The following is a 23,106-nucleotide window of genomic DNA, read 5'->3' on the forward strand; positions in this document are numbered from 1 at the left end:
CGCCACCCATGCCTACCCTGGTCGTCCGTCACCCCGACGGCAGTGAGACTGAGCACGAGCTTTCTGGTGAGCTGAAGATCGGCCGCCAGGAAGGCCAGAATGATCTGGTTCTTGCCGAGGGCGGTGTGTCGCGCCGCCACTCCCGCTTCGTCGTGGAGGGCGGCAAGGTGATGGTGGAGGACGTGGGCAGCGCCAACGGCACCTTCGTGGATGGCCAGCGCATCACCGGCATGACGGTGCTGACGCCCAAGTCCCAGGTGGTGCTCGGCGACTACGAGCTGCGGCTCAAGGCTGCCGCGGGCCCGCGCGCTACCGGCGTGCGCAAGCAGGTGAAGCCCTCGGACGAGGGGCCGGATCCTCTTGCGGCAGGTGATGCTCCCATGCCGCGCTCGGCCACCCGGGCCATGCCCGCCGTGAAGCGGCCCGCGCCGGGTGCTGGAGGCTCCTCGGCCCTGGCGAAGCGTCCTCGGCCCGGAAGCCCGGGAGCCGCGCCGGCAGGGGAGGGGAATGAAGGCCTGGTGCTCAAGGGCCTCACCGGTCCCTGGGCCAACAAGAAGTACCCCGTGAAGGGCAAGCTGCTGGTGGGCCGTCAGGCGCCCGCCACCGTGCTGCTCGATGACGACTCGGTGAGCCGCAAGCACGCCGAGGTGGAGCAGACGCCCGAGGGCGCGGTGCTGCGAGACCTGGGCAGCGCCAACGGCACGTTGGTGAATGGCGAGCCCATGGGCACGCAGCCGGTGGCGTTGCAGCCCGGGGACATCATCACCTTCGGTATGGTGGAGGTGGAGGTCGAGGGGAGCGTCGGGGCCTCCAACCTGCCCGTGCGGCGCGGGCGCGACGTGCCCACGCGGCGTGGCACGGGCGCAGAGGCCGCGCCGGAGGCGGATGCGCCTGCAGCGGCAGGAGGTGTTCCGGCCTCGCGCAAGCGGCTGCTGGTGGTGGCCGCCAGCGTGGTGGGCCTGCTGCTGGTGGCGGGCATCGTCAAGAGCACCCAGGGTGGTGGTGCGTCCAAGGGCAATACGACCGCCAAGAAGGGCCCTCCGCCTCCGAGCCCCGCCGAGCAGGTGCAGGAGATGCTCAGCAGTTGCCGCTCCTACTCCTCCACGGAGATGGGCAGCGAGCCCGACTGGACGAAGGCTGAGGTGGCCTGCTCCAAGGCGCTGGACATCGATCCGATCAACTCCGAAGCCAACACGCTGATGCGCCGCATCAAGCTGGAGAAGGAGTCCGCCGGCTACTTCGATCAGGGCCAGAAGGCGCTCGGACGACTCAAGGAAGATGAGGCGCTGGACTTCTTCAAGAAGATTCCGAAGGAGAGCTCCTACTTCCGCCGCGCCAAGCCCAAGGTGCAGGAGGCGGTGGCGCAGGTGATGAAGCGCTCGGAGGACGACTGCAAGCGCTACCTGCGCGATGGCCAGTGGGCTCCCGCGGTGCAGCGGTGCGGGCGCTACATGGGCTTCGCCTGCCAGAAGATGACCCGCGAGGACCTGGAGCCTCCCATCGGCTTCACCCTGGTGCTGGACAAGGGCAAGCGCCTGGGCCGCACCGAGTGGCGGCCCAAGAACAAGCTCTATCTGGACTTCCTCAACGCCCGGCAGCGGGTGGAGCCCAACGCCGCGCCCTGGCGCTGCCCCGTGTCGGACATCTTCTTCGAGGACGAGGCCGCGCCGGATCCCAAGAAGCTGGTGGAGGAGGTCTTCAAGCAGCGCTTCCCCAACAAGTTCATGGTCGCGGCGATGATGGACTACTGGGCCGGACGCGGAAACGAGGCGTTCGTCACCCTGCAGAAGCTGCGCTCCAACTACGAGCTGGCCCAGTACCACGTCGAGGCGGACAAGCTGCTCACGGACGTGAGCAACGTGGATCAGCTCTTCAAGATTGGTCAGGGCCACCTGCAGAACGAGGACGTGGAGAAGGCCGCAGAGCCGCTGCTCGAGGCGCTGGACGTGGACAAGCGGCTGATGGCGGACCAGGTCGACTCCCGGCCGTCCTTCTACAAGCGCAACATCCAGCAGGACATGGCCTCCAAGGCCATTGCCCGGGGCAAGTATTGGGATGAACGCGGGGATCAGCGCCGCGCCTGCCGCATCTGGAAGCTGGGCTTCCGCTTCTACGCGGGCAACACGGACCTGAACTCGCAGGTGGGCCGCTGCTCCACGCGCGCCCTGAAGGCCTTCAAGGCCGCCGAGTCCTGTGCGGACCTGGACGCCGTGATGGATCTCGCCGTCAAGGGTGACGGGCTCGAGGAGAAGGTGGCGGCCATGAAGACGGAGAACGGCTGCTGAGTCTCCGGATGCTCCAGGAGCGTTGACGGGTGCTCCTGGAGCGCGTCCACGGCATGGACAGGGCGCGGGGGCTCGATTAAGGCCGGGGGCCTATGGTCCCCAGCCCACCGAGCGGCGCGCCCCGCCTCGTCCTGATCGACGCCTCCAGCTTCATCTTCCGCGCCTATCACGCGATTCCCCCTCTGACGAACCGCAAGGGTGTGCCCACCAACGCCACCCTGGGCTTCACCCGTCAGGTGCTCAAGGCGCTCAAGGAGCTGAACCCCACTCACGTGGCGCTCGCCTTCGACAAGGAGAGCCGCGCCGAGCGTCAGAAGATCGATCCCAACTACAAGGCCAACCGGAAGGAGACGCCGGAGGACCTGGCCCAGCAGTTCCCCTACATCCGCAAGGTGGTGGAGGCGCTGCACCTGCCCGTGCTGGAGGTGGCCGGTTGGGAGGCGGATGACGTCATCGGCACCCTGGCCCGGCGCGCCACGGCCGAGGGCTTCTGCGTCCTGGTGGTCACCGGCGACAAGGACTTCGTACAGATCGTCGACAAGGACGTGCACCTGTACGATCCGCAGAACGAGCGCTACACGGACCCCGCCGGGGTGAAGGAGCGGCTGGGGATTGAGCCGAAGCAGATGCGCGACTACCTGGCGCTCATCGGCGACGCCGTGGACAACGTCCCCAAGGTGCCGGGAATCGGCCCGAAGTCGGCGGTGGAGCTGCTGACGCAGTTCGGCTCCGTGGACGCGCTGCTCGAGCGGCTCTCCGAGGTGAAGAAGCCGAAGATGCGCGAGGCCCTCGAGTCGCACCGCGAGAGCCTGCTGCGCGCGCGCGACCTGGTGACGTTCCGCACGGACCTGCAGTTGGATGTGTCCGTCGCGGACCTCGCGCGGAAGCAGCCGCAGGACGAGCAGCTCCGTCAGCTCTTCACCGAGCTGGAGTTCTCCGCGCTCCTACGGGAGCTGCCGGCGAAGGCGGCCACGGGGGAGCCCGCGAGCGCGGGGGCGGCCCCGAAGACGGCCGCGAAGCTGGCGACGCAGACGGAGCTCGTCACCACGAAGGAGGCGCTCCAGGCGCTGGCCGCTGCGGTGCGCGAGGCAGGCGCCGTGGCACTGGTGCCCGCGTACGAGGGCCTGCCCTTCACCGGGTCGCTGGTGGGCCTGGGGGTGGCGCTGAAGGACGGCACCACGCGCTATGTGCCGCTCGCCCACGAGGGGCTCGTGGAGCAGGTGCGGCCCGCGGACTTCAAGGCGGCCCTCCAGGGCGTGCTGGAGGACGCAGCGGTGAAGAAGGGCGGGCATGACCTCAAGGCCCTCTGGCTGCTGCTCAACCGCGAGGGGATTCGGCTGAGGGGAGGGGAGGACGACGTCGAGCTGCTCAGCTACCTGCTGGATGCCTCGCAGCGCGATCACAGCCTGGAGTTCCTCTCCCGCGAGCGGTTCCAGGTGGACCTGCCCGAGCTGCCCACCACCAGTGGACGCAAGGCCCGCGCGCTGAAGGAGCACACTCCCCAGGAGGTGTCGCTGGCGTACGCGGTTCGGGCGGATGCGGCACGGCAGCTCGCACCCGGGCTGTGGGAGGAGCTGGAGCCCCTGGGCCTGGCGAAGTTGGCGCGAGAGTTGGAGCTGCCGCTGGTGCCGCTGCTCGCGCGCATGGAGTCGCGCGGCGTGAAGGTGGACGTGAAGGTGCTCCGGCAGATCTCCGACAAGGTGGGCGCTGACTGCGACGCCAAGGTGAAGGAGATCCACCAGCTCGCGGGCACCGAGTTCAACGTGGGCTCCAACCCGCAGCTGGCCGATGTGCTCTACAAGAAGCTGGAGCTGCCGGTCCTCAAGCGCGGGAAGACGGGCCCCTCCACGGACCAGGAGGTGCTGGAGAAGCTAGCCGAGGCGCACCCGCTGCCGCGCGCCATCATCGAGTACCGCTCGCTGTCCAAGCTCAAGAGCACCTACTTGGATACGCTGCCGGAGCTGGTGGCGAAGGACGGACGCATCCACACCACCTTCCACCAGGCGACCGCCGCCACGGGCCGGCTGTCCTCGTCCGACCCCAACATCCAGAACATCCCCATTCGCACCGAGCTGGGTATGGAGATTCGCCGCGCCTTCATCGCGGAGGAGGGGCATCAGCTCGTCTCGGCGGACTACAGCCAGATCGAGCTGCGGCTGCTGGCGCACATCGCCGAGGACCCGGTGCTCATCGACGCCTTCGCCCGGGACGAGGACATCCACAGCCGCACCGCGGCGGAGATCTTCGGCGTGGCGCAGGACCAGGTGACGAAGGATCAGCGCCGCGTGGCCAAGACGGTCAACTTCGGCATTGCCTACGGCCTGAGCCCGTACGGCCTGTCCACGCGCCTCAACATCCCCGAGGCGGAGGCGCGCGACATCATCGAGCGGTACTTCACCCGCTACGCTGGCATCAGGCGTTACCTCGAGGAGACGGTGCACGTGGCGCGCGAGAAGGGGTACGTGGAGACGCTCTTCGGGCGGCGCCGCCCCATGGCGGACCTGCGCGCGAAGAACCGTCAGGTGGTGCAGGCGGCCGAGCGCGCCGCCATCAACATGCCCATCCAGGGCACGGCGGCGGACCTCATCAAGAAGGCGATGTTGGCGGTGGAGGCGGAGCTGGAGAAGCAGGGCTTGCGCACGCAGATGCTGCTGCAGGTGCACGACGAATTGCTCTTCGAGGCGCCGGAGGCGGAGGTGGAGGCCGTGAAGGAGCTGTCGCGGAGGTGCATGACTGCCGTGATGCAGCTCAAGGTGCCTCTCAAGGTCGAAGTGGGGGCGGGAAGGAACTGGGCGGACGCGCACTGAGCGTGACTTGAGTGGGCGGGGCGGTGGAGCCTACTGTTCCGGTGGGTAGGTCTCCGCCGGAACAGGTACATGCTGAAAGCTTGGATGTGCTCCTGCCTCGCCCTGGGTTTGTTGTTGCTGGTGCCGCTCCCGGCTCGAGCGGCGTTGGAAACCGTGACGGTGAGGGAGCACCACGACTCCGTTCACGGTGATGGGCTTGAGCTCAGCTTCAAGCCGCTTCGGCCAGAGTTGGCGCTGGCGCGCTTCACGGTGGAGGACGCGAAGGCCTTCATCGTGGCCCTGGAGACGGAATTCCAGGCACCGAGGTCGGAGCCATGCCACCTGGCGAGGCTCTCGGTGAGCGCGGTGCTGATAGGTGCTCCCTGCGGGCTGGCGGGGAGCGCGCAGCGCTCGGACCTGGAGAGGCGGGTGCTCACGGGCTACGAGGAACTCTACGGCCCTTCCTCGCTGCCGCTGCCCTCCTCGCTGGAGGACAGCCGGTGGTTCCGGGCACTCAAGCTCTCACCCCGCTACATGGACGAGGGCGTGCGCGCGGCGGCCATGGAGATGCTCAGCTCACCTACGGTGGCGTACTCCATGGCGTTGTCCCTGATGCTCTATGTGACCGCCTGGGCGGTGCCCGAGCCGCTGTTCAGCAAGGCATTGGCGTCAGCAGTCACCGTCGGCCTGTTGATGACCTACAGCGCGGCGGAGCTCTACACAGTGGGTCAGGCGTGCCTGAATCTGTACCGGGAGGCGGAGGCCGCGAGGTCACAGGAGGAACTGGAAGCGGTAGCCCGGCGTTTTGGCAAGGCCATCGGGTGCTCAGCGACAACTACACCTCCCCATCAACGACAATTACACCTCCCCATCCTGAGTGACGGCAGCCGTCGGTAGAAACCCGGTGACTCCGGAGGTTCGGATGGACGGGTGAGGACGACGGATGCCCAGGTGAGGAAGCTGATGGAAGAGATGGCGAAGCACGGACGCCTCGGGCTGGCGTCGGCCCGGGCGGGGATGGACCGCAAGACGGCACGCAAGTACGTGAGGGAGGGGAAGTTCCCCTCGGAGCTCGAGCAGGAGCGCACCTAGAGGACGAGGGAGGACCCCTTCGAGGAGCAGTGGGAGGGCCTGGCCGAGCGGTTGAAGGAGGCGCCGGAGCTGGAGGCCAAGACGCTCTTCGAGGAGCTGTGTGCTCGCGAGCCGGGACGATACAAGCCGGGGCAGCTGCGCACGTTGCAGCGGCGAGTGCGCCAGTGGAGAGCGCAGCAGGGGCCGGAGAAGCAGGTGTTCTTCGCCCAGGAGCATCGGCCCGGGGAGGCGATGCAGACGGACTTCACCTGGGCCAATGAGCTGGAAGTGACGGTGGGAGGGCAGCCCTTCGCGCACCTGCTGTGCCACCCGGTGCTGCCTTACTCCAACTGGGAATGGGCGACGGTGTGCCACTCGGAGTCCATGGCGGCCATCAAGCGAGGAGTGCAGGCGGCTGTTTTTCGGTTGGGGAAGGTGCCGCGCTACCACCAGACGGACAACTCCACCAGCGCCACGCACGACCTGCGCAACGGCAAGCGGGGCTTCAACGCCGAGTACCTCTCGCTCATGAAGCACCTGGGCATGGAGCCGCGCACCATTGAGGTGGGAAAGAAGGAGCAGAACGGGGACGTGGAGGCGCTCAACGGCGCGCTCAAACGCCGGCTGTTACAGCACCTGCTGATGCGCGGCAGCCGGGACTTCGAGAGCGCCGCGGCGTACGAGAGCTGGGTGCAGAGCGTGCTGGAGAAGGCCAACCGGCTGCGCGGAGCGAAGGTGGAGGAGGAGCTGGCGGCGATGAGGCCGCTGTCGGTGCAGCGGCTGGTGGAGTACAGCGAGCAGGAGGTAGTCGTCACGGCGTGGAGCACCATCCGGGTGCAGCACAACACGTACTCGGTGCCCTCGCGGCTGGTGGGCCAGCGCGTGCGGGTGCGCGTGTATGACGACAGGCTGGAGGTGCTGCACGCGGGAAAGCCGCTGCTGGTGGTGGACAGGCTGGTGGGTCGCAACGGGCACCGCATCAACTACCGGCACATCATCTGGTCACTGGTGCAGAAGCCAGGGGCCTTCGCGCAGTACCGCTACCGGGAGGACCTCTTCCCCTCGCTAGTATTCCGCCAGGCGTACGACGAGCTGCAGCGGGTGCGCGAGGGGAGAGCCGCGGATGTGGAGTACCTGCGGATTCTTCACCTGGCGGCCTCCACGCTGGAGTCCCAGGTGGAGCAGGTGCTGGCGCGACTGCTGGCCGAGGGCGGACTGCGCGGTGCCGAGCAGGTGAAGGCGCTGGTGGCGCCAGCCAGGCCTGAGGTGCCCGAGCTGGCACAGCCCGAGGTGGACCTGAGCAGCTATGACGCGCTGCTGGTGGAGCAGCGGGAGGTGGCCTCATGAGCACCACTTCCACTTCCCTGCGAGCAGCGGCGAGCGCCGAGGGCGAGCAGCAGCAGACGCTGGCCATGCTGCTGCGAGCGCTGAAACTGCCAGCGTTTGCAGCCCACCACGAGGAGCTGGCCAGGCGCGCCGGGCAGGAGGGCTGGACGTGCCCGCACTACCTGCGCCAGCTGGTGGAGCTGGAGCTGAGCGAGCGCCGGGGCCGGCGGATAGAGCGCCTGCTCAAGGCCTCGGGGCTGTCCACGGACAAGACGCTCGCCACGCTCGAGCAGGAGAAGCTGCCAGCCAAGGTGCGCCGCCAGCTACCGGCCCTATGTGAGGGCGGCTTCGTCGAGCGCGCGGAGAACGTGCTGGCCTTCGGGCTGCCGGGCCGCGGCAAGACGCACGTGGTGAGCGCCATAGGCCACGAGCTGGTGCAGCGCGGTTACGAGGTGCTCTTCGTCCCGGCGGTGCTGCTGGTGCAGCGACTGCTCTTGTCCAAGAAGAACCTCTTGCTGGAGAAGGAGCTGCGGAGGCTGGACGGGTACGACGCGGTCATCATCGACGACATCGGCTACATCCAGCAGGACAGGGAGGAGATGGAGGTGCTGTTTACCTTCCTGGCACAGCGCTACGAGCGCAGGAGCGTCCTGATTACGAGCAACCTGGTGTTTTCGCAGTGGGACCGAATCTTCAAGGACGCGATGACGACGGCGGCGGCCATTGACCGGGTGGTGCACCACGCGCTGATTCTGGAGCTCACCGGCGACAGCTACCGCAGCGAGAAGGCCAAGAGCCGGGAGCCGGCCGACAAGGCCCCGCGTAAGGCACCCGGGGACGAGTAATAGCCACGGGACAGGAGGTGACCGACCCAGAGGCTCCAACGGACGTAACGACCACTACGGCGACGATGAAGTGAACGCAGTCAGAACATCAACCCGATGGGGAAGTGTAATTGTCGCCAAGGGGAAAAAGTAATTGACGCTGGGCAGCCATCGGGGGAGTGGGGTTTCGGGTGTTGGTGACGGTGGCGGGGGCGAAGCTGGCCAAGGGGCTGCCAGAGGTGCCCAAGGGAGGGATGTGGGCGCGTTTTTCACCTCCACGCTTCGCTTTCGCGGGAGGGAGCACTCAAGGCCGCTTCACGGTTGGGGCGGGGACTCGCGCCCAGGTGAATGTGGCGAATGGCACGGTGGTGCTCATGGGCGTGTCCGCGAACACGACGGCCTCTGCGTTGGCCGCGGCGGCCACTTCAGCCCGGACGACGGGGGGCTGCCGGGATGAGTCCGACAAGGGAGACGCTAAACGTCATCACCTCGCCACCGACAAGAATGACATCTCCGATGTCAGCGGAGGGCCCTGGACCCCGCTGTTCAAGCGCCTTTTCGACCGAGCAGGTGTGAGCCTCGACGATCCAGCGAACATCGTCTATCTCATCGGCCACGTGGGCCCACACCCCAAGGCGTATCATGAAGATGTGTTCTTCCGCCTCCAGGATGCACTTGGGGAATGCCAGACCCAGGCTTCCTGTCGGAACAGGCTCGCCAATGCTCTTGACGGCATTGCTCGCGACGTATGCACGTCCGGCTCGTACCTCAACAAACTAGCCACGAGAAAGTCATGAGTGCTCCTCCGCGTTACTTCGAGCTATTGGACGAGATGAGTGTGCCGGGCCGCTGGGTGGTGTATCAGAAAGACATTGATGAGCATGGACGACGAGTGGACCCCTGGCAGTTTAAGAGGGGAACACTGCTCCAGGTAGAAGGACGCCCCATGCTTGGCATCGCTCATCCCGGCATTCCTCTGGACTTCAGTCTGACCGAGCTTGCCACGCCCGTGGTGACCGGGCGCTTTGTCTCGCTCTTCGAGCAGTTGGAGCTTGGAAACGAGGTCCAATTCATTCCAGCTCAGGTGGAAGGGCAGACCGAGCCCTTTTTCATCCTCAATGTCTTGCATGTCATCCGTTGCATCGATGACGCCCGGTGCGAGCATGTGTCGTACTGGACGCCCGAGGATGGGGAACCAGAACTGGTCGGCAAGTATCAAAATGTCAGGGGATTGAAGGTGGACCCGGCCAGGATGGGATGGCTCAGCATCTGTCGTCCCCGGGGCTGGACGGGTGCCATCATCATCACCGAGCGCATCAAGTTGGCTATGGAGCGCGCGGGCATTACAGGACTTCGGCTCAGGGAGGCTTGATCCCACCATGTTCATGAGGGTGAGACATTGCTCGGTCTCGCCTTCTGGCCAGGGTCGATGCTCAACAAACTCTTCACGAGAAAGTCATGATTGCGCCGAAACTCTATTTCGATTTGTGGGATGATTTGTATGTCCCTGGGCGGTGGCATTTGAGCGCTCCCGATGTGGATGAGCATGGGCGAGAAATAGACCCCTGGCAATTCAAGGATGGAGAGGTCATCAAGTTGGAGTCAGCGCCACTGCTCCACATGGTTCGCCCGGGCCGTGCTCTTGACTTCAGCCTGACCGGCCTGACGGTGCCATTGGTCAATGACCGCGTTGTCTCTCTCTTCGAGCATCTAGGAGCGTGTCGGCGAATCGGCCAGAGGTACGGTAGCGCGTAGCGGGAGCGATATGGCGCCCCAGGTGCGGATGCCGTGGAGCCGCGACCGCCGTGCGGCGACCTGCTCCGCTACGCCGCCTGCGCGGCCAGGCTGGGCAGTTCCCACCCCAGCTTCCACAACTTCTTCAGGTTGTGGACGGCACACGCCAGCGAGAATTCCCCTTGCACCTTGGTGAGGCCCCTCAGCGAGAAGCGTGGCAGGACTGTGTTCTTCACCTGCCCGATGACAGGCTCGGCTGTCACCTTGCGCCGCGCGTACGCCTTGCGTCCCCGCTTCGTCAAAATCTTGCGCTTCATTCGCTCCTTGAAGCTCAGTCCCGCCGGCGGGCGTCCTCGAGGAGCTGGCGGCGCTTCCTCTCCGTGCTTGCCGCGCCCGGTGGCCACAAAGCACTCCACCCCCTTGTCCTCCACCTTCTCAATGTCCTCCTGGCTCAGGTAGCCCGTGTCCGCACTCAGCTCCTTGGGCACCAGTCCCGTGTTGGCTTCCACCTGCTCCACCATGGGGGCCAGCTGGCGTGCATCACTGGTGCTCTGCCCCACTTCCTGGGCCACTATCAGTTGCGTGTCCGCGTCCGCTGCCACCTGTGCGTTGTAGGACTGCTGGAAGGCGCCTGCCCGCGGCATTATTCTCGATTCCGGGTCGGTGAAATTGCGCTGCGCCTTCTCGGAGGGCTTCGCCTCCTCCGGGTTTTCACCCCTGGCCCCAGCCTTCTCCCTGGCCTCCTTCTCCAAGTCCTCCTTGGCCTCGCGAATCTTCTCCCGGCGCTTCTCCTTCTCCACCGCCAGCTCGAGCTTCTTCTCCGCCTCCAGCTCACGCGCGGCCTGCCGCAGCCGCTCGGCGCGCTTCTCTGGATTCTTCAGCTCCTCGGGCAGCTCATCCCCGCGTCGCCCCTTGCCGTAGCGCCTGTCCTCCTCCGCATCCAGCGCCGCGGCCTCCGCAAGCAGCCTGTCTATCTGCTCGTCCAGCTTCTTCATGGACTCCTCCATTCGTCCGTAGCTCATCGCCTTGTGCTTGCTGGCGTTGGCCTTCCATTTCGAGCCATCCACCGCCAGGTGCCCCAGCTTCTTGAGCCCCGAGCCGCGCGCCAGCCTCAGCGTGTCCACGAAGAGCGCTCGGAAGGCTTCCAGGTGCCTCACCCTGAAGGTGCACACCGTGTCGTGGTCCGGCCTCTCTCCTCCCGTCAGGTAGCGGAAGGCGATGTCCGTCTCGCACCTCCTCTCAATCTCCCGGCTGCTCGTAATGCCTCGCGCGTACGCGTACATGAGCAGCAACGTCATCATCACCGGGTGGTAGGGCGGCTGACCGCACTCCTGGGTGTACGCCTTCAGAATGGCGCTGAAGTCGAGCGTCTTGCGCAGCTCGACGAAGAAGCACGCCAGGTGCCCCTCTCCCAGCACTTCCCTCGCGTACTGCGGTAGCAACTGGCCCTGCTCCGGCTGCCACTCCCGGAACGGTCTCGGCGAGGCGTAGCGGGCGGAGCTCTTCGTCTCCTCCCGCTCCGGCTTCTCGCTGGTTGCTACTTCCAACAGGGCGGCCTGCTCCGGCTTCTTCCTCGAGGTGGTGCTCACCCTCCACCTTCAACCAGAACTCGCCTCCCCTCTGAAGGACCACCTGGGGCGTCACTCCTCTTCCCCACCCTCCAAGGTGGGGTTTTCCGACACGCTCCTAGGGCTCGAGCAGGAGGTGCAATTCATACCAGCTCGAGTAGAGGGGTTCACCGAACCCTATTTTCTTCTCAATGCCCTCCGCGTCATTCGCTGCATCGATGATGCCCGATGTGGGGAGGTGCTCTACTGGCTTCCCAAGGACAACCGCCCGGACAAACTGGGGCAGTACCGGAACGTCAGAAGCTTGAGAGTGGATCCGCAGAAGGTAGGCAACTCCAACATCTTCCGTCCCTGGGGCTGGACGGTTGCTCTCATCGTCTCCGAGCGCATCAAACTGGCGATGGAGAGCGCGGGAATCACTGGCACCGAGTTCACGGAAGCCTGAAAAGACTTGGGCGGACGCGCACTGACGTACGCGTCCGCCCGAAGAACAACGCCGACCCGTCCGGCCGTCGAGGCGCGTGAACCCCCATTCACGCGGCCTCCAGCGGCCACTCCTTGCGCGCTCACCGCACCCCCGCGCGGGAACACGCCCCCTTTTCGCGCCTCGGGCTCCCCAAATCGCCCGTCAGCGCGCCCCCTTCAACCGCCGGCCCTCGGACTCCTCCCCGAAATGGGAGGCGTCAAGCCGGACGGGTCAGCACCCCCCTCAATTCAATGCATCGCCAGCCGTTCCTCCGTCGCGGGCGCCGAGGGTCTCTCGCGCGCCGCCACTGGCGTCTTCTCGAAGAGCTGCACCACCAGTCCCGCGAAGGTCACTCGCGGCCGGGGCGCCAGTGGATTGCCCAGGCGCTCCATCAGCGCCACCGCTGAGTCCACCGCCTCGTCCAGCGCCTGGTTCACCACCGCCCGCTCCGTGTCACCTCCGCCCAGGGCCTCCACCGCGTCCACCAGACAGCGGCGCAGCGCGGAGAACTCCTCGTGCAGCGCGCGCACGCCTCGCTTCGGCGCCAGCCTCAGCACCGCACGCGTCCGGCTCCACGGGCTGCCCTCCTTGCCCTCCAGCTTCTTTCCCACCTCGCGGATGAAGGGCTCCACCACGCCGTCCAGCTGGTTGCGTGGCGGTGAGCCATCCTTACGGGCCTCGGCGAAACGCACCCGGCGCCATGCCGCGGCCAGCCGCTCGGGCTGCCCCGCGAACACCCTCGCCACCCCTGCTCCCCGCCGTGCGCGTTCCACCATTCCGCTGTCCTCCGCTCTCGTGGCGCCGTCTTGAGCAAGCCGCTTGCCAGCGCTCACGTGCCACCGGTGGACAGTGAAATCAGCCGTTTGGCCCATCTCCTGAAACCTGCGCGTCCCAGGCGGGCTGTAGATTTTTCGCCGATGGCAAGGAAAGGGGAGTGGCGTGGGTCACGCTGTCGCTTCCGTGGGCACGACTTTTCCCACTGGCAGGCGAGGGCGCGACTCCTGGCCTTCTTCTTCAGTGCAGCGTCGGCTTATGCGGACGAGGCGAGTCTTCCTCGTCGTCCTCGGATTCCGGGCCGTTCGCCGCGATGGGCTCGTTCCACTCGGGAGCCGCCGCGTCCATCGTCTTTGCTGCGTCCGCCGACTCCCCACCGTCCACTGGCTGCGGCGGCGGAGGCGTGAGCCGCGCTCGCTGCTGGGCCAGCTCGGCCTCGAGGGCTTCGCGCAGCTCCGCCTCCTCGGCGACATCCTGCGCCTCCATCTGCGCCAGGTGCTCCTCCTTCTGCTTGCGCCGCCGCACGTACGCCGCCACCACCAGCCCCGTCATTCCCAGCCACAGCAGCGAGGAGCTCGTCGTCAGCGGCAGCCAGCCGTAGCGCGCCGCCACTCCCTCGCGCCACGCCAGCTCCTCCACCCACAGCGACGATTTGAATGCCTTGCCAAAGGCCTGCTCGAAGGGCTGGCCCGTGGCCACCTCGTCCACCAGCCGGCCCATGCCCTCGGGCCCGTGCTTCGCCGACAGCCACGCCACGAAGGCCGCGCTCTGCGCGTAGGCAATCTCCACGTCCGAGGGCAGATCCGGCCACGCGTCGTGCAGGTGCTCGAAGCGGAACACCCTCTCCTGCGTCACCGCGCGGAAGAGGGCCGTGTAGTGCGTCATCGACCAGTTCTCGCCCGTCAGGTTCTGCGCCAGGCCCTCCTGGAACCAGCGCGGCCAGCCGCGGGCCAGCTGCCCCAGTGCCACGTGCGCCAGCTCATGCCGCAGCGTCACCATGCCCTCCGGCCCCGCCAGCGTCAGCGCGTTGAGCAGGACGATGCGGTGCGATGGGTAGGCCAGCGCCACCGCCCAGCCCGGAGGTGCTCCCCCGGGCAGCGCCAGCGCCTCGAACTCCTCGCGGCCCACGCCGACGCGGATCTCCGTCACCCCCGGCCAGTCCCGCCCCAGCACGCTCACGAAGTGGTCTCGGATGGCCTCGATGTTGCCGGCCAGCTGGCGCGCGGAGCCCTCGGACTTCGCGGTGTAGAGCAGCCGGAAGCGGGGCGTGGTCACCTCGCCCACCACCAGCGCTGGTCGGGGCAGGGGCACCATCGCGGGCTCCACCCCACCGTTGGCGTGACCGGCCTCCGGCGTGGGCAGGATGAACTCCTGCGCCCGCGCGGCGGGGGTCAGCAACAGCATCAGGAGCAGGAGCAGGTGGCGCATAGGAGCCTCACGTGGCTCCAGACATAACAGCCAGGGCATGTGCCGCGCCAAGCCCCTCCACTCGCACCCGCTTACGACGCGAGGTGTCACCCGACACCAGGCTCACCTGCCGCTTCGGCACGCCCAGTTGCTTCGCCAGGAACTCGAGCAGCGCGGCGTTGGCCTCGCCATCCACGGGCGGCGCGGCGAGCTGAATCTTCAGCATCCCGTCGTGCTCGCCCACCACGCGGGTGCGCGAGGCTCGCGGCTGCACCACCACCGCCAGCTCCACCCCTCCGGGGACTTCCTTCAGCCAGGAGGCGGACATGAATTCCTCGCCGGCTACTCGCCGTTCTGCGCCTTCTTCTGGGTGAGGTACGCCACGTTGTCCTCCACGCGGGCGTAGTCCTTGTCGGCGAAGGTCCGGCCGCTGAACGTCTCCAGCAGCTTCTGGTGCGCCTCCACCACCGACTTCACCTGGGACTCGAACTGGGCGCGCTGGCGCTTCAGCTCGTTGATGTCCTCCACCACCTGCACCAGCCGCTGGTGCGCGCCATGGACGATCTTCTCCGCCTGGTGCTCGGCGTCCGCGAGGATGATCTCCGCCTCCTTCTTGGCGGCGCCCTTCATGTCCTCGCTGATGCGCTGCGCGGTGACCATCGTCTCCTGCAGGGTGCGCTCGCGCTCCAGGTGCTGCTCCAGCTTGAGCTGGGTGCGCTTGAGCTCCTCCTTCAGGCCGATGTTCTCCTTCACCACCTCCTCGAACTCTCCGGCGATGAGCTCCAGGAAGGCTTCCACCTCGCGCTTCGAGAAGCCGCGCAGGGCCGTCTCGAAGCGCTTCTGCCGGATGTCGAGCGGGGTGATCTTCATGCACCCCAGTATAGGTCAGCCCTAGGACTTCTCCAGGAACTGCTCCCCCAACTCCCGGGCGCGCCGGGTGGCCGCCTCCACTGCGTTGATGAGGGTGGTGCGCAGCCCGCCTGCCTCCAGGGTATGCAGGCCTGCGATGGCCGTGCCCCCGGGGCTCGTCACCTGATCCTTGAGCTGGCCGGGGTGGGCGCCCGTCTCGATGAGCAGCTGCGCGCTGCCCAACACTGTCTGCGCGGCCAGCTTGAGCGCGGTGTAGCGGGGCAGACCCACCTTCACCCCCGCGTCCGAGAGCGCCTCGATGATGAGGAAGATGTAGGCGGGGCCGCTACCGGACAGGCCGGTGACAGCATCCAGCAGGTTCTCGTCCACCACGGTGGTGGTGCCCACGGACTGGAAGATGCGGGTGGCCACCGCCAGGTCCTCCTCGCTGGCGTGCTCGCCCGGGGACAGCGCGCAGGCGCCCATGCCCACCAGGGAGGGGGTGTTGGGCATGGTGCGGATGATGCGCGCCCCAGCACCCAGCCGCCGCTCCATGGCCGCGATGGGCACACCAGCCGCCACGGAGATGATGAGCTTGTGCGGATCCACCGCCGAGGCCACCTGGACGAGCACCTTGTCCAGCGCCTGCGGCTTCACGGAGAGCACCACCACGTCCGCCTCGCGCACCGCGGCCAGGTTGTCCTGGGTGATGCGCACGCCATAGGTGCGTTGGAGTGTCTCCAGCCGCTCCCCGCGGCGCCCGGTGGCGATGATGGACTCGGGCCGCGCGTTGCCGGCGCGCAGCAGGCCCTTGATGAGCGCCTCGGCCATGTTTCCGGCGCCGAGGAAGGTGATCTTCTGTTCGAGCATCCTCCGGCTTCTAGCGTGAAACCCGAGGGCCCGGACGCTCCGTGTGAAGGGGGGTTTTCCGCGACCGTCTGGTTGCAGATTTCTTGACGGGAGATCGGATCGTGGGACCTTGACACCCGCTACAGGCATGTAGCGCCTGAACGGAGAGGTCGAGAGCACCATGAGCGCGGCGGCTGCGACGAGCTGGAACTGGCGGACCCTGGAGAACGTGGAGGTCGAGTGCACGCACTGTGGCGTGCGCATGACCGGACACTCGGGGCCGCGGGTCAAGTACTTCCGCTGCGGCTCGTGCCACCGTTGGGTCTCCAGCGTCTATACGGACGTCTTCCGCGCGGACGCGAAGATGCGCACGCACCCGGTGAAGGAGAAGCCGGAAGGGGACGCGCAGTTCCTGGCGGTGAAGGACCGGCTGGAGGCGTGGCTGGCGGCGATCGACGACCAGGATCCGTACCGGGTGCTGGGGGTGTCGCCGTCGGACTCTCCCGAGGTGGTGCGGGCGCGCTTCCGCGAGCTGGCGCTGGAGCGGCACCCGGACCGGGGTGGCTCCGAGGCGAAGATGCGCGAGCTGAACCTGGCGTACGAGAAGATCCTCCGCCACCGTCAGCGCAAGCGGATCGAGTCGCTGGAGGCGGGCTCGGCGCCGGTGCGCGCGGCGTCGGTGCTCCCCGCGCGCGGCCGGTAGTTCCGCGGGGCCCGGCCCGGCGGCTCAGTTGAAGATGTTCTGATCTCCGCTGGCCCCGCCGCCCCGCTGCCCCTTGTACTCGTTGCCAGGGGTGTGGATGAGGACGATCTCCACGACCTTGTTCTTGCGCGTCTCACTCGTCTCGGCGAGCACATGGTCGCCGCGCCAGTGGTTCGGGTCCGGATTGGCCCCACCCAGGCTCTCCACCATCTTCGGCGGCGAGATGGAGAGGTGGGGGTTGATGCACTCCGCCCGGAGCACCACCTGCAGATCATTGTCCTGCTGGGGGTTGGGATCCACCGGAGGGAACTCATCGATGTTGTCGGAGATGGTGACCCGGAAGTCGGGGGGGAGATTGGGCATGCTCACCGCCTGTCCGTCGATGCGGCCGTAGGATCCCGTGCCCCACTCGGACGCGAGCTGCTCCACCTTCGACTCCGGGTTGTTGAAGCCTGCCTCCGCCCCCGACAGCATCTGGTTCCAGCGGGGATAGGCCTCGCCATAGAACTTGCGGCCCCACTGGGCGGCGGACTCGGAGCAGGTCTGCGCGTTGATGTCGCGCACGGAGCGGCCGCTGCGTTCCTGCTCCGCCCCCGTGTACGCGAGGGCTCCAAAGATGATCAGGGCGAGCAGCAGCGTCACGCCCAGGGCCGTCAGCAGGGTTGAACCACGACGAGGGGCTCGGGACTTCATGTCACGCTCTCCAGCCATCAGATACGGGATGCGGCGAGATTCTTGAGGAGGACCACGGTGCTGAGCACCCGGCGGCGGTGCCCGCTGACGGGGGGACGGGGCTCTGTCCCCAGGTCGATTCCCCGCTCGAAGGGAGTCTCCTCGTTCACGACGTACTCACCCTGATCGGTGACCAGGGTGCTGCTCGTGCGCGCCGAGATGGTGAGCCGGGCGAAGGCGAGCCCGGGGTCGAGCTGGATGCCCGAGGGCCCCATGTCGCTATAGGCCTCATCCGCCACGCCGTCGTCGTTGCGGTCATAGGCCCACTGCACCTGGAAGTCCTCGATGTCCTTGGCCAGCACCGTCCTCTGGACCGGCACGAGCGGCAGCAGCGTCTGCGGATTCACCGTCTCCATCACCAGGTCTGCCCGCTCCGGAATCTTCCCCAGCGCGGCCACGTATTCCACGTAGATGCGGACGGCCCGGACCGGGAACACGGTGGCTCCAGGCTGGATGGGGATCAGCGAATCCTGCAGCGCCACGGGGTTGACCGCTGTGGTGAGCTGAACGACGTTGCGCGCGTTGGCCGAATCCATGGTGAGCGCCTTGCTGGCGAAAGGCACCAGCATGGACCGCTGGAAGTTGGTGATGAGCGCGCTCTCCCCCTCCAGGAAGATCTCCGGCTCGACACCGGGAGTCGTCGGCTGTCGCCCATCCGGCGCCACGCTCACCTGGTTGATGGCGAGCGGATTGGTCAGCACGGTGCGCCGATCCGCGCCGTAGCGCAGGAGCGTCAGCGAGTCGGGCCGCTGCGGCATGGTCGGCTCATGGAGAGCCACCGCGCCGTTGGCGAAGAGCAGGGAGGGGCGCTGCTGCCGGAGTCCCGCCGCATCCTCGAAGGTGTAGGAGGCGCCACCGGCTCCCGCGGAGGCCAGGATGCGGGACACCTGGCGCAGGGCCGTGCGGGCCTCCTCGTTGGCGTCCGACAGGAGCTGCTGGTTGCGCCTCATGCGGCCGGCCGCCAGCAACACCGCGACGGCCGCCCCGAGCATCATGATGCCGAGCCCGGCGCTGAGCATCAGCTCCACCAGGGTGAGCCCTCGCGCGGAGCGCCGCGTCCGGGCGAGCGCTAGCGGGTGAGGACGGCGCTGGTGACGACGCATTGGGTATCACCCTCCTTGAAGTTACGGCAGGTGCCGTCCTGCGCGTGGCTGACGGCGACGAAGACCCGCCACAGGTCTCCCTGGGAGGAGCCGCCGATGATCCGCTCGAAGCGCACGTAGCGGCGGTACTGGCAGGTCGGGTGGAAGCCCTCCGTCGCCGTGCCCGTCCGGTTGCACGGGCGGCCGTAGACGTCCACCCAGCCCAGCAGATCCGGCTTGGAGCCGTCGCAGAGCGACGCCAGGGTGGTGGCGGCGGCACCGAAGGCCTCCTGGCAGTCCCAGGGCGTCCCGTCGGGGACGAAGTTCGTCCCGTTGGCCGCTCCGCGCAGCTTCAACTTCTGCTCGCCGAGCGTCACCGCGTCCACCCGCTGCTGGGCCAGACGCATGGCCATGTGGTGGCGGTAGGAGCGGCTGGAGGCCCGGGCGGCCACGGTGTTGGCCGAGACCAGCGCCAACATCGCCACCGCCACCAGCGCCATGCCCACCATCACCTCGACCAGCGTGAGCCCTCGAGGATGTCTCTGCCTGCGCATGCTCCACCTACTCCGCGAGGGCCCGGCCCAGGTCCAGCCAGGAGCCGATCCGCGCCGGCGTCCGCTTCCCGGCGAGGCCCGCCTTCGGCGTGTCCTTGAGCCCCTCGTCCTTCCCGATCCGCTGCAGACCCACCATGCTCTGGGTGACGATGGCGCCGTCCGGCAGCACCAGACCGCCGGCCGCCGACTTGCCGCTTCCGGGGATGACCACGTTCTGCGAGGGCTGGCCCACGTTGATCACGTGGGTGCGGCCCTGCATGTCCGACTTGAAGGGATCGTTCTCGGTGGTGCCGTAGGCCGTGGTGAGCACGATCTTCCCGCCGACGATCTTCGGCGAGCCGACGGCACGCTCGTTCTTCTCCAACGACATGAAGGCAGAGGCCTCCTTCTTCGCGGTGCCGAAGTCGGTCATCTGGCTCGACGTAGTGCCGTCCACCTCGTTCACCTGATCATACGACAGGTGGTGGCGGATGGTCAGGTCCTCCGGGGTGGAGGCGACCACGTACACCCGGCCCTTGATGTCGGGGTTGGCCGGCAGCACCCAGTCCGGGCCCGCGGTGCCGAAGACGATGGCCAGCTTGCCCGCGATCGCCTTGCTGATGTCCACCCCCGGGAAGACGCTGTTCTTATCCAGGTCGTAGGGCAGCCGCATGATGGCGGGCACGGTGCTGATGGGGTGCGGGTTGCTCACCATGTCCGCCACGTCGGCGGTGCTGAACAGGGGGTAGCTGCCGGGCTTGGGCGACCCGTTCTTGAACGAGTTGATGTTGGCGCCGGTGTGGATGTTCAGCTCCCAGAGCTTGCCCTCCATGTCGCCCACGTAGACGCGATCCATGGCGCCGTCGTTGTCCAGGTCCACGGTGGAGGTGCCGCCCGGCACGGAGTTGGAAGCGGTGGCTCCATAGGGCCGCTCCCACTGCCAGAACTTCCGGCCCGTGCCCGCGTCGAGCGAGAACACCTGCAGCCGCCGCGCTCCTTCCGTCGCTCCGTTGGTGGCGACCACCACCTGGAAGACCGGACGGTTGCCCCGGCGCACCGGCACCAGGTTCAACGCCAGCGAGTCACCGAAGTCCTTGTAGTTATAGGGGCCCGAGCCCGCCACGCCCTGTGCACTGGTCAGCTCGGCGTAGTTGGGGGAGCTGGTGCCTCCCGGGTCCGACCACATGAAGGCCGTGTTCTTGTCCGCCTGCGGAGCGTCGCTCTTGTCCTGGGTGGCCGTCAGGTCCCACAGGACGATGGGATCGGTGGGATCCGTCACGTCCAGCGCGAAGAGCTCTCCGCCCAGGCGGCCAGAGCCGGAGACCAGCACCGTGCGCCAACGGAAGATGCCGGTGTCACGCTCGGTGGGAGACAGCACGCCGTCCCCGTTGCGATCCTCGTAGTCCACGTACACGTCGGAGACCACCGGAGAGATGTCCACCCGGGCGTTGTTGGTGCGCAGGCGCGAGAGCTGGCCCTTGGGGATGAAGGCCCACAGCTCCGTGCCCGGAGCGGGCGCGCTGAAGCCGGTCTTCGACCCGCGCAGGTAGATGGCGTGCAGCTGGCCGTCGAGCCCGCCGATGTAGGCCACCTCCGGGCGCGGACCCTTGACGTAGTCGCTGGCCCCCACCACCGCCGCGCTCGCGTGATCCAGACCCCCGAGCGTCGAGCGGACCTCGCCGAACTGGCGGTTGTCGCACTTGGAGTCGTTGGGCGTCATGTCTTCCGACTTGCTGTGCGCCACGCAGAAGCCGCGCACCCGTTGCAGGAAGTGCTGGCTGGTGTGGTTGAACTTGGGCGCCAGCGTCGTGGCCGCCGGGTCGATCTTCCCGTCCTCGTCCTTGTCCAGCTTGCTGATGCCGGCGGAGTCACGGTCCAGGTTGAAGGCCTCCTGGAGATCGCACACGCCCTTGATCTTCCCGGTGGCGTCGTCGTCCTGGCAGCTGCCCTTCAGCTCATCCAGGGTGAAGGGCACGCGCACGAGTCCTTCCTGGTTGGTTCCCAGCACGGTGAAGAGCTTCCGGTCGCCCGGCTTGGGCATCTTCGTGGTGGCCTCCCACTCCGCATCCACGTCGGCGAAGCTCTTGCGGTCCTTGGTGATGTCCTCGGCCAGGATGGAGCGGAACCGGCCCTCGATATAGGGGAAGATCCAGTCCGCGCTCTTGTCGGCCACCACATCGTCACCCGGCTGGAAGGTGAGCCGCTCCGGGAAGTGTGCCGGGGGCGGGGTTTCCATGTAGGTGCCCGACAGGACGCGCACCTTGTCCACGTTGCCATCCGCCTTGTAGGTGACGTCGGCCACCGGCTCGGAGCGGCTGGTCTCCAGGGCGGCGGGCTTGTAGGCGAGGTTGAGCAGCGTGTTGAGGGCCATGCGGTTGCCGGCACCCACGCTCACGAAGCTGTGTCCGCCCAGGTAGAGCACGTTGCCCTTCAGGCGGTTGTTGTTCTTCTGGCGGGAGATGTAGATGTCCCAGCCGTTCTTGGCGGGGGTCTTGGTCGACCGCGTGCTGATCATCCGCAGCGTGCCGGCGCCATAGTCCTTGCCCTTGCGCGGCCTGAAACCCTCGACGAGGCCCACGGTGATGGCGAACGTGTAGTCACCCTTCTGGCTGAAGAGATCCCCGTGGTTGCTGAAGATGTAGCAGTCCGCGGTGGAGCTGAGCCCCGGATCCGAGCAGTCCTGCCCGTTGCTCGCGAAGGTGACGAGCTCATTGCCCGCGAGGGTCTGCAGACCCGGGCCCTCCTTCGCATCCTCGATCGCCTGCGCCGTCTCGTCCTCCTTCTCCGGCTCGGTCTTGGACATGAACTGGGTGGGCCCGTTGCCGACGTACAGGTATCCGGGACGCCCCGTGTCGCCCGGCAGGTAGCCGTCCTCGTAGGTCTGCAGCGAGGCGCACTCGTTGAAGCTGCTGTTTCCGAGGTTGGTGAAGTGGGCGATGTTGCTCAGCGCGGACTGGAGCTTCGTCCCGTGGGTGCCCTCCCAGTGCGGGGCCCACATCACCTTGTAGTAGGTCTTGGTCGGGGCGGTCGGATTGGGCGCGAAGTTGAGCTTGCTCTTGGGATGGGTGGGGGAGGAGACCAGGTCCGTGTCCTGGTCGAGCACGTCGTAGATCTTCCCGTGGCTCTCGAAGGTGCCCGCGGCACCCGGGAAGTCCAGGCCGGCGTTCTTGAGGTAGCCCTCGAGGATCGTCACCGCGCTGCCAGAGCCCTTGACGAGGGCGATCGGCGGCGGGACCTCGTTCATGAGGCGGGCGATGGGCGCCAGGAAGGCGTTGTTGGCCCTGTGCACCCGGACGTTGAAGGCCGAGCCAGGGGTGCAGTCCATGCCGCCTTCCGCGCCCCGGAACTTCGCGAAGTCCGCGTGGGTGCGCAGCAGCTCCATCGCCTTGTTCGCCTCGGCGGCCTCGATGATGAAGGGCCCGCCCATGTAGCGCAGGCGATTCACCTTGTCGTCCACCTTGAAGGCCTTCTCGCCCGTGCTGTTCGGGTTGCTCTGGGTGTCGAACGTGTCGAAGTCATCCACGAACGTGCCGCTCGAGTTCTTCAGCAGCGACACGGGCCGGCCGCCCTCCTTGGCCACGATCATGTCGCAGCCATCGAGGTACTTCGCGTCGTCCGACAGGTTCTTGCACCGGTGGTGGCTCGACTTGGTGGCCTCGACGGCCCAGTAGATCGTCACCTTCTGCTGCAGCAGCCGGTAGATGAGCCCGTAGGCCGCCACCGCCCCGCATTGGGTCTGATAGGCCCTCTGCATGGGGATGATGAGCGAGCCCTGCTCAAAGCGAATCTCCGTTGCGCCTGCAACGAACGGCAACGTCATGAGGCACAGAACGACCAGGGGGCGAATCCGCAGCGCTTTCATCCGTGTCTGTCCTCCGGAAGGGGAGCCGGCGGGGGGACGCCGGTCGACATTCTGGGGTGGGCGCCGATCCCACGGGGGTGGGTCTGCGCTTATCTGGGGCAGAGTAGCATACCTGAAGAAAAGCTGACAAAGCACAATAGGTGGGCAGATTCCGGAGAGTCGCTTTCGTAAGGGATTTCTCATATTCTGAGACGTTGCCCCAGAAAGACGAAGCCCCCACCCTCGCGGAGGCAGGAGGGGGCTTGGGAGCGGCGG

Annotated in this window: 18 protein-coding genes and 3 pseudogenes; 11 read left to right on the top strand and 10 right to left on the bottom strand. The window is 67.1% G+C overall.

What is annotated here, in order from left to right:
• Positions 1-8: 8 nt before the first annotated feature.
• From OV287_RS22185 to OV287_RS22220, 9 genes and pseudogenes are all read left to right on the top strand, one after another.
• Positions 9-2,285 (top strand): FHA domain-containing protein, encoded by a 2,277-nt coding sequence (locus OV287_RS22185; protein ID WP_267536036.1) that lies wholly within the window; start codon positions 9-11, stop codon positions 2,283-2,285.
• 92 nt (positions 2,286-2,377) lie between these two features.
• On the top strand, positions 2,378-5,092 hold the full coding sequence (gene polA / locus OV287_RS22190) for a DNA polymerase I (RefSeq protein ID WP_267536037.1): 2,715 nt from the start codon (positions 2,378-2,380) through the stop codon (positions 5,090-5,092).
• Between the two features lie 84 nt (positions 5,093-5,176).
• Positions 5,177-5,893 (top strand): annotated as a pseudogene (locus tag OV287_RS22195) (AHH domain-containing protein); the annotation flags it as partial.
• A gap of 108 nt (positions 5,894-6,001) precedes the next feature.
• Positions 6,002-6,163: a hypothetical protein gene (locus OV287_RS22200; protein ID WP_267536039.1), complete on the top strand. Its 162-nt coding sequence runs from the start codon at positions 6,002-6,004 to the stop codon at positions 6,161-6,163.
• 18 nt (positions 6,164-6,181) lie between these two features.
• Positions 6,182-6,898: pseudogene (gene istA, locus OV287_RS56465) on the top strand (IS21 family transposase); the annotation flags it as partial.
• The gene (locus OV287_RS56470; protein WP_373371918.1) at positions 6,899-7,489 is read left to right on the top strand and encodes a Mu transposase domain-containing protein; all 591 of its coding nucleotides are present in this window, start codon (positions 6,899-6,901) and stop codon (positions 7,487-7,489) included.
• On the top strand, positions 7,486-8,313 hold the full coding sequence (gene istB / locus OV287_RS22210) for an IS21-like element helper ATPase IstB (RefSeq protein WP_267536040.1): 828 nt from the start codon (positions 7,486-7,488) through the stop codon (positions 8,311-8,313). The genes OV287_RS56470 and istB overlap by 4 nt, the downstream gene beginning before the upstream one ends.
• 146 nt (positions 8,314-8,459) lie before the next feature.
• A pseudogene (locus OV287_RS22215) lies at positions 8,460-9,089 on the top strand (AHH domain-containing protein); the annotation flags it as partial.
• Positions 9,086-9,664, top strand: coding sequence for an imm11 family protein (locus tag OV287_RS22220; RefSeq protein WP_267536041.1), 579 nt, complete (start codon positions 9,086-9,088; stop codon positions 9,662-9,664). The pseudogene OV287_RS22215 and the gene OV287_RS22220, both read left to right, overlap by 4 nt.
• Before the next feature lie 451 nt (positions 9,665-10,115).
• On the opposite strand, the gene OV287_RS22225 is transcribed toward OV287_RS22220, so the two are convergent.
• The gene (locus tag OV287_RS22225; protein ID WP_267535556.1) at positions 10,116-11,615 is read right to left on the bottom strand and encodes an IS1182 family transposase; all 1,500 of its coding nucleotides are present in this window, start codon (positions 11,613-11,615) and stop codon (positions 10,116-10,118) included.
• On the opposite strand from OV287_RS22225, the gene OV287_RS22230 reads away from it, so the two are divergent.
• Positions 11,608-12,039 carry an imm11 family protein gene (locus OV287_RS22230; protein ID WP_267536042.1) on the top strand — a complete coding sequence of 144 codons (432 nt, stop codon included), beginning with the start codon at positions 11,608-11,610 and terminating at the stop codon, positions 12,037-12,039. The genes OV287_RS22225 and OV287_RS22230 overlap by 8 nt on opposite strands.
• Positions 12,040-12,308: 269 nt before the next feature.
• Here the strand turns inward: OV287_RS22230 and OV287_RS22235 are convergent, their stop codons facing one another.
• The 5 genes from OV287_RS22235 to proC all read right to left on the bottom strand — a co-directional run bounded on the left by OV287_RS22235 (position 12,309) and on the right by proC (position 15,960).
• A complete protein-coding gene (locus OV287_RS22235) occupies positions 12,309-12,836 on the bottom strand; it encodes a hypothetical protein (RefSeq protein WP_267536043.1) in 528 nt (175 codons plus the stop codon).
• 238 nt (positions 12,837-13,074) lie between these two features.
• A complete protein-coding gene (locus OV287_RS22240) occupies positions 13,075-14,262 on the bottom strand; it encodes a peptidase MA family metallohydrolase (RefSeq protein WP_267536044.1) in 1,188 nt (395 codons plus the stop codon).
• A 7-nt stretch (positions 14,263-14,269) separates the two neighbouring features.
• On the bottom strand, positions 14,270-14,569 hold the full coding sequence (locus OV287_RS22245; protein WP_267536045.1) for a DUF167 domain-containing protein: 300 nt from the start codon (positions 14,567-14,569) through the stop codon (positions 14,270-14,272).
• Between the two features lie 14 nt (positions 14,570-14,583).
• Positions 14,584-15,111, bottom strand: a complete 528-nt coding sequence (locus tag OV287_RS22250; RefSeq protein WP_267536046.1) for a DivIVA domain-containing protein — start codon at positions 15,109-15,111, stop codon at positions 14,584-14,586.
• 21 nt (positions 15,112-15,132) lie between these two features.
• On the bottom strand, positions 15,133-15,960 hold the full coding sequence (gene proC / locus OV287_RS22255; RefSeq protein ID WP_267536047.1) for a pyrroline-5-carboxylate reductase: 828 nt from the start codon (positions 15,958-15,960) through the stop codon (positions 15,133-15,135).
• Positions 15,961-16,120: 160 nt separating this feature from the next.
• Here proC and OV287_RS22260 point away from each other — a divergent pair, with 160 nt between their 5' ends.
• A complete protein-coding gene (locus tag OV287_RS22260) occupies positions 16,121-16,642 on the top strand; it encodes a J domain-containing protein (RefSeq protein WP_267536048.1) in 522 nt (173 codons plus the stop codon).
• A 24-nt stretch (positions 16,643-16,666) separates the two neighbouring features.
• Here the strand turns inward: OV287_RS22260 and OV287_RS22265 are convergent, their stop codons facing one another.
• From OV287_RS22265 to OV287_RS22280, 4 genes are read right to left on the bottom strand one after another with little or no spacing between them, the layout of a single operon-like run.
• On the bottom strand, positions 16,667-17,335 hold the full coding sequence (locus OV287_RS22265; RefSeq protein ID WP_267536049.1) for a hypothetical protein: 669 nt from the start codon (positions 17,333-17,335) through the stop codon (positions 16,667-16,669).
• 17 nt (positions 17,336-17,352) lie between these two features.
• Entirely contained in the window at positions 17,353-18,477 is a 1,125-nt protein-coding gene (locus OV287_RS22270; RefSeq protein WP_267536050.1) for a hypothetical protein, read from the bottom strand.
• Entirely contained in the window at positions 18,444-19,010 is a 567-nt protein-coding gene (locus OV287_RS22275) for a type IV pilus modification PilV family protein (protein ID WP_267536051.1), read from the bottom strand. Before OV287_RS22275 ends, OV287_RS22270 begins: the two co-directional genes overlap by 34 nt.
• A gap of 7 nt (positions 19,011-19,017) precedes the next feature.
• A complete protein-coding gene (locus OV287_RS22280) occupies positions 19,018-22,851 on the bottom strand; it encodes a pilus assembly protein (protein ID WP_267536052.1) in 3,834 nt (1,277 codons plus the stop codon).
• Between the last annotated feature and the right edge of the window lie 255 nt (positions 22,852-23,106).

It is taken from the genome of Archangium lansingense (assembly GCF_026626635.1).
Classification (GTDB): Bacteria; Myxococcota; Myxococcia; order Myxococcales; family Myxococcaceae; genus Archangium; species Archangium lansingense.

Bases quoted from the DNA above. Each gene is read 5' to 3' on its own strand.
- OV287_RS22185 (WP_267536036.1), top strand. From the start codon at position 9: ATGCCTACCCTGGTCGTCCGTCACCCCGACGGCAGTGAGACTGAGCAC.
- polA (WP_267536037.1), top strand. From the start codon at position 2,378: ATGGTCCCCAGCCCACCGAGCGGCGCGCCCCGCCTCGTCCTGATCGAC.
- OV287_RS56470 (WP_373371918.1), top strand. From the start codon at position 6,899: ATGAGGCCGCTGTCGGTGCAGCGGCTGGTGGAGTACAGCGAGCAGGAG.
- istB (WP_267536040.1), top strand. From the start codon at position 7,486: ATGAGCACCACTTCCACTTCCCTGCGAGCAGCGGCGAGCGCCGAGGGC.
- OV287_RS22220 (WP_267536041.1), top strand. From the start codon at position 9,086: ATGAGTGCTCCTCCGCGTTACTTCGAGCTATTGGACGAGATGAGTGTG.
- OV287_RS22235 (WP_267536043.1), bottom strand. From the start codon at position 12,836: ATGGTGGAACGCGCACGGCGGGGAGCAGGGGTGGCGAGGGTGTTCGCG.
- OV287_RS22240 (WP_267536044.1), bottom strand. From the start codon at position 14,262: ATGCGCCACCTGCTCCTGCTCCTGATGCTGTTGCTGACCCCCGCCGCG.
- OV287_RS22245 (WP_267536045.1), bottom strand. From the start codon at position 14,569: ATGTCCGCCTCCTGGCTGAAGGAAGTCCCCGGAGGGGTGGAGCTGGCG.
- OV287_RS22250 (WP_267536046.1), bottom strand. From the start codon at position 15,111: ATGAAGATCACCCCGCTCGACATCCGGCAGAAGCGCTTCGAGACGGCC.
- proC (WP_267536047.1), bottom strand. From the start codon at position 15,960: ATGCTCGAACAGAAGATCACCTTCCTCGGCGCCGGAAACATGGCCGAG.
- OV287_RS22260 (WP_267536048.1), top strand. From the start codon at position 16,121: ATGAGCGCGGCGGCTGCGACGAGCTGGAACTGGCGGACCCTGGAGAAC.
- OV287_RS22265 (WP_267536049.1), bottom strand. From the start codon at position 17,335: ATGAAGTCCCGAGCCCCTCGTCGTGGTTCAACCCTGCTGACGGCCCTG.
- OV287_RS22270 (WP_267536050.1), bottom strand. From the start codon at position 18,477: ATGCGTCGTCACCAGCGCCGTCCTCACCCGCTAGCGCTCGCCCGGACG.
- OV287_RS22275 (WP_267536051.1), bottom strand. From the start codon at position 19,010: ATGCGCAGGCAGAGACATCCTCGAGGGCTCACGCTGGTCGAGGTGATG.
- OV287_RS22280 (WP_267536052.1), bottom strand. From the start codon at position 22,851: ATGAAAGCGCTGCGGATTCGCCCCCTGGTCGTTCTGTGCCTCATGACG.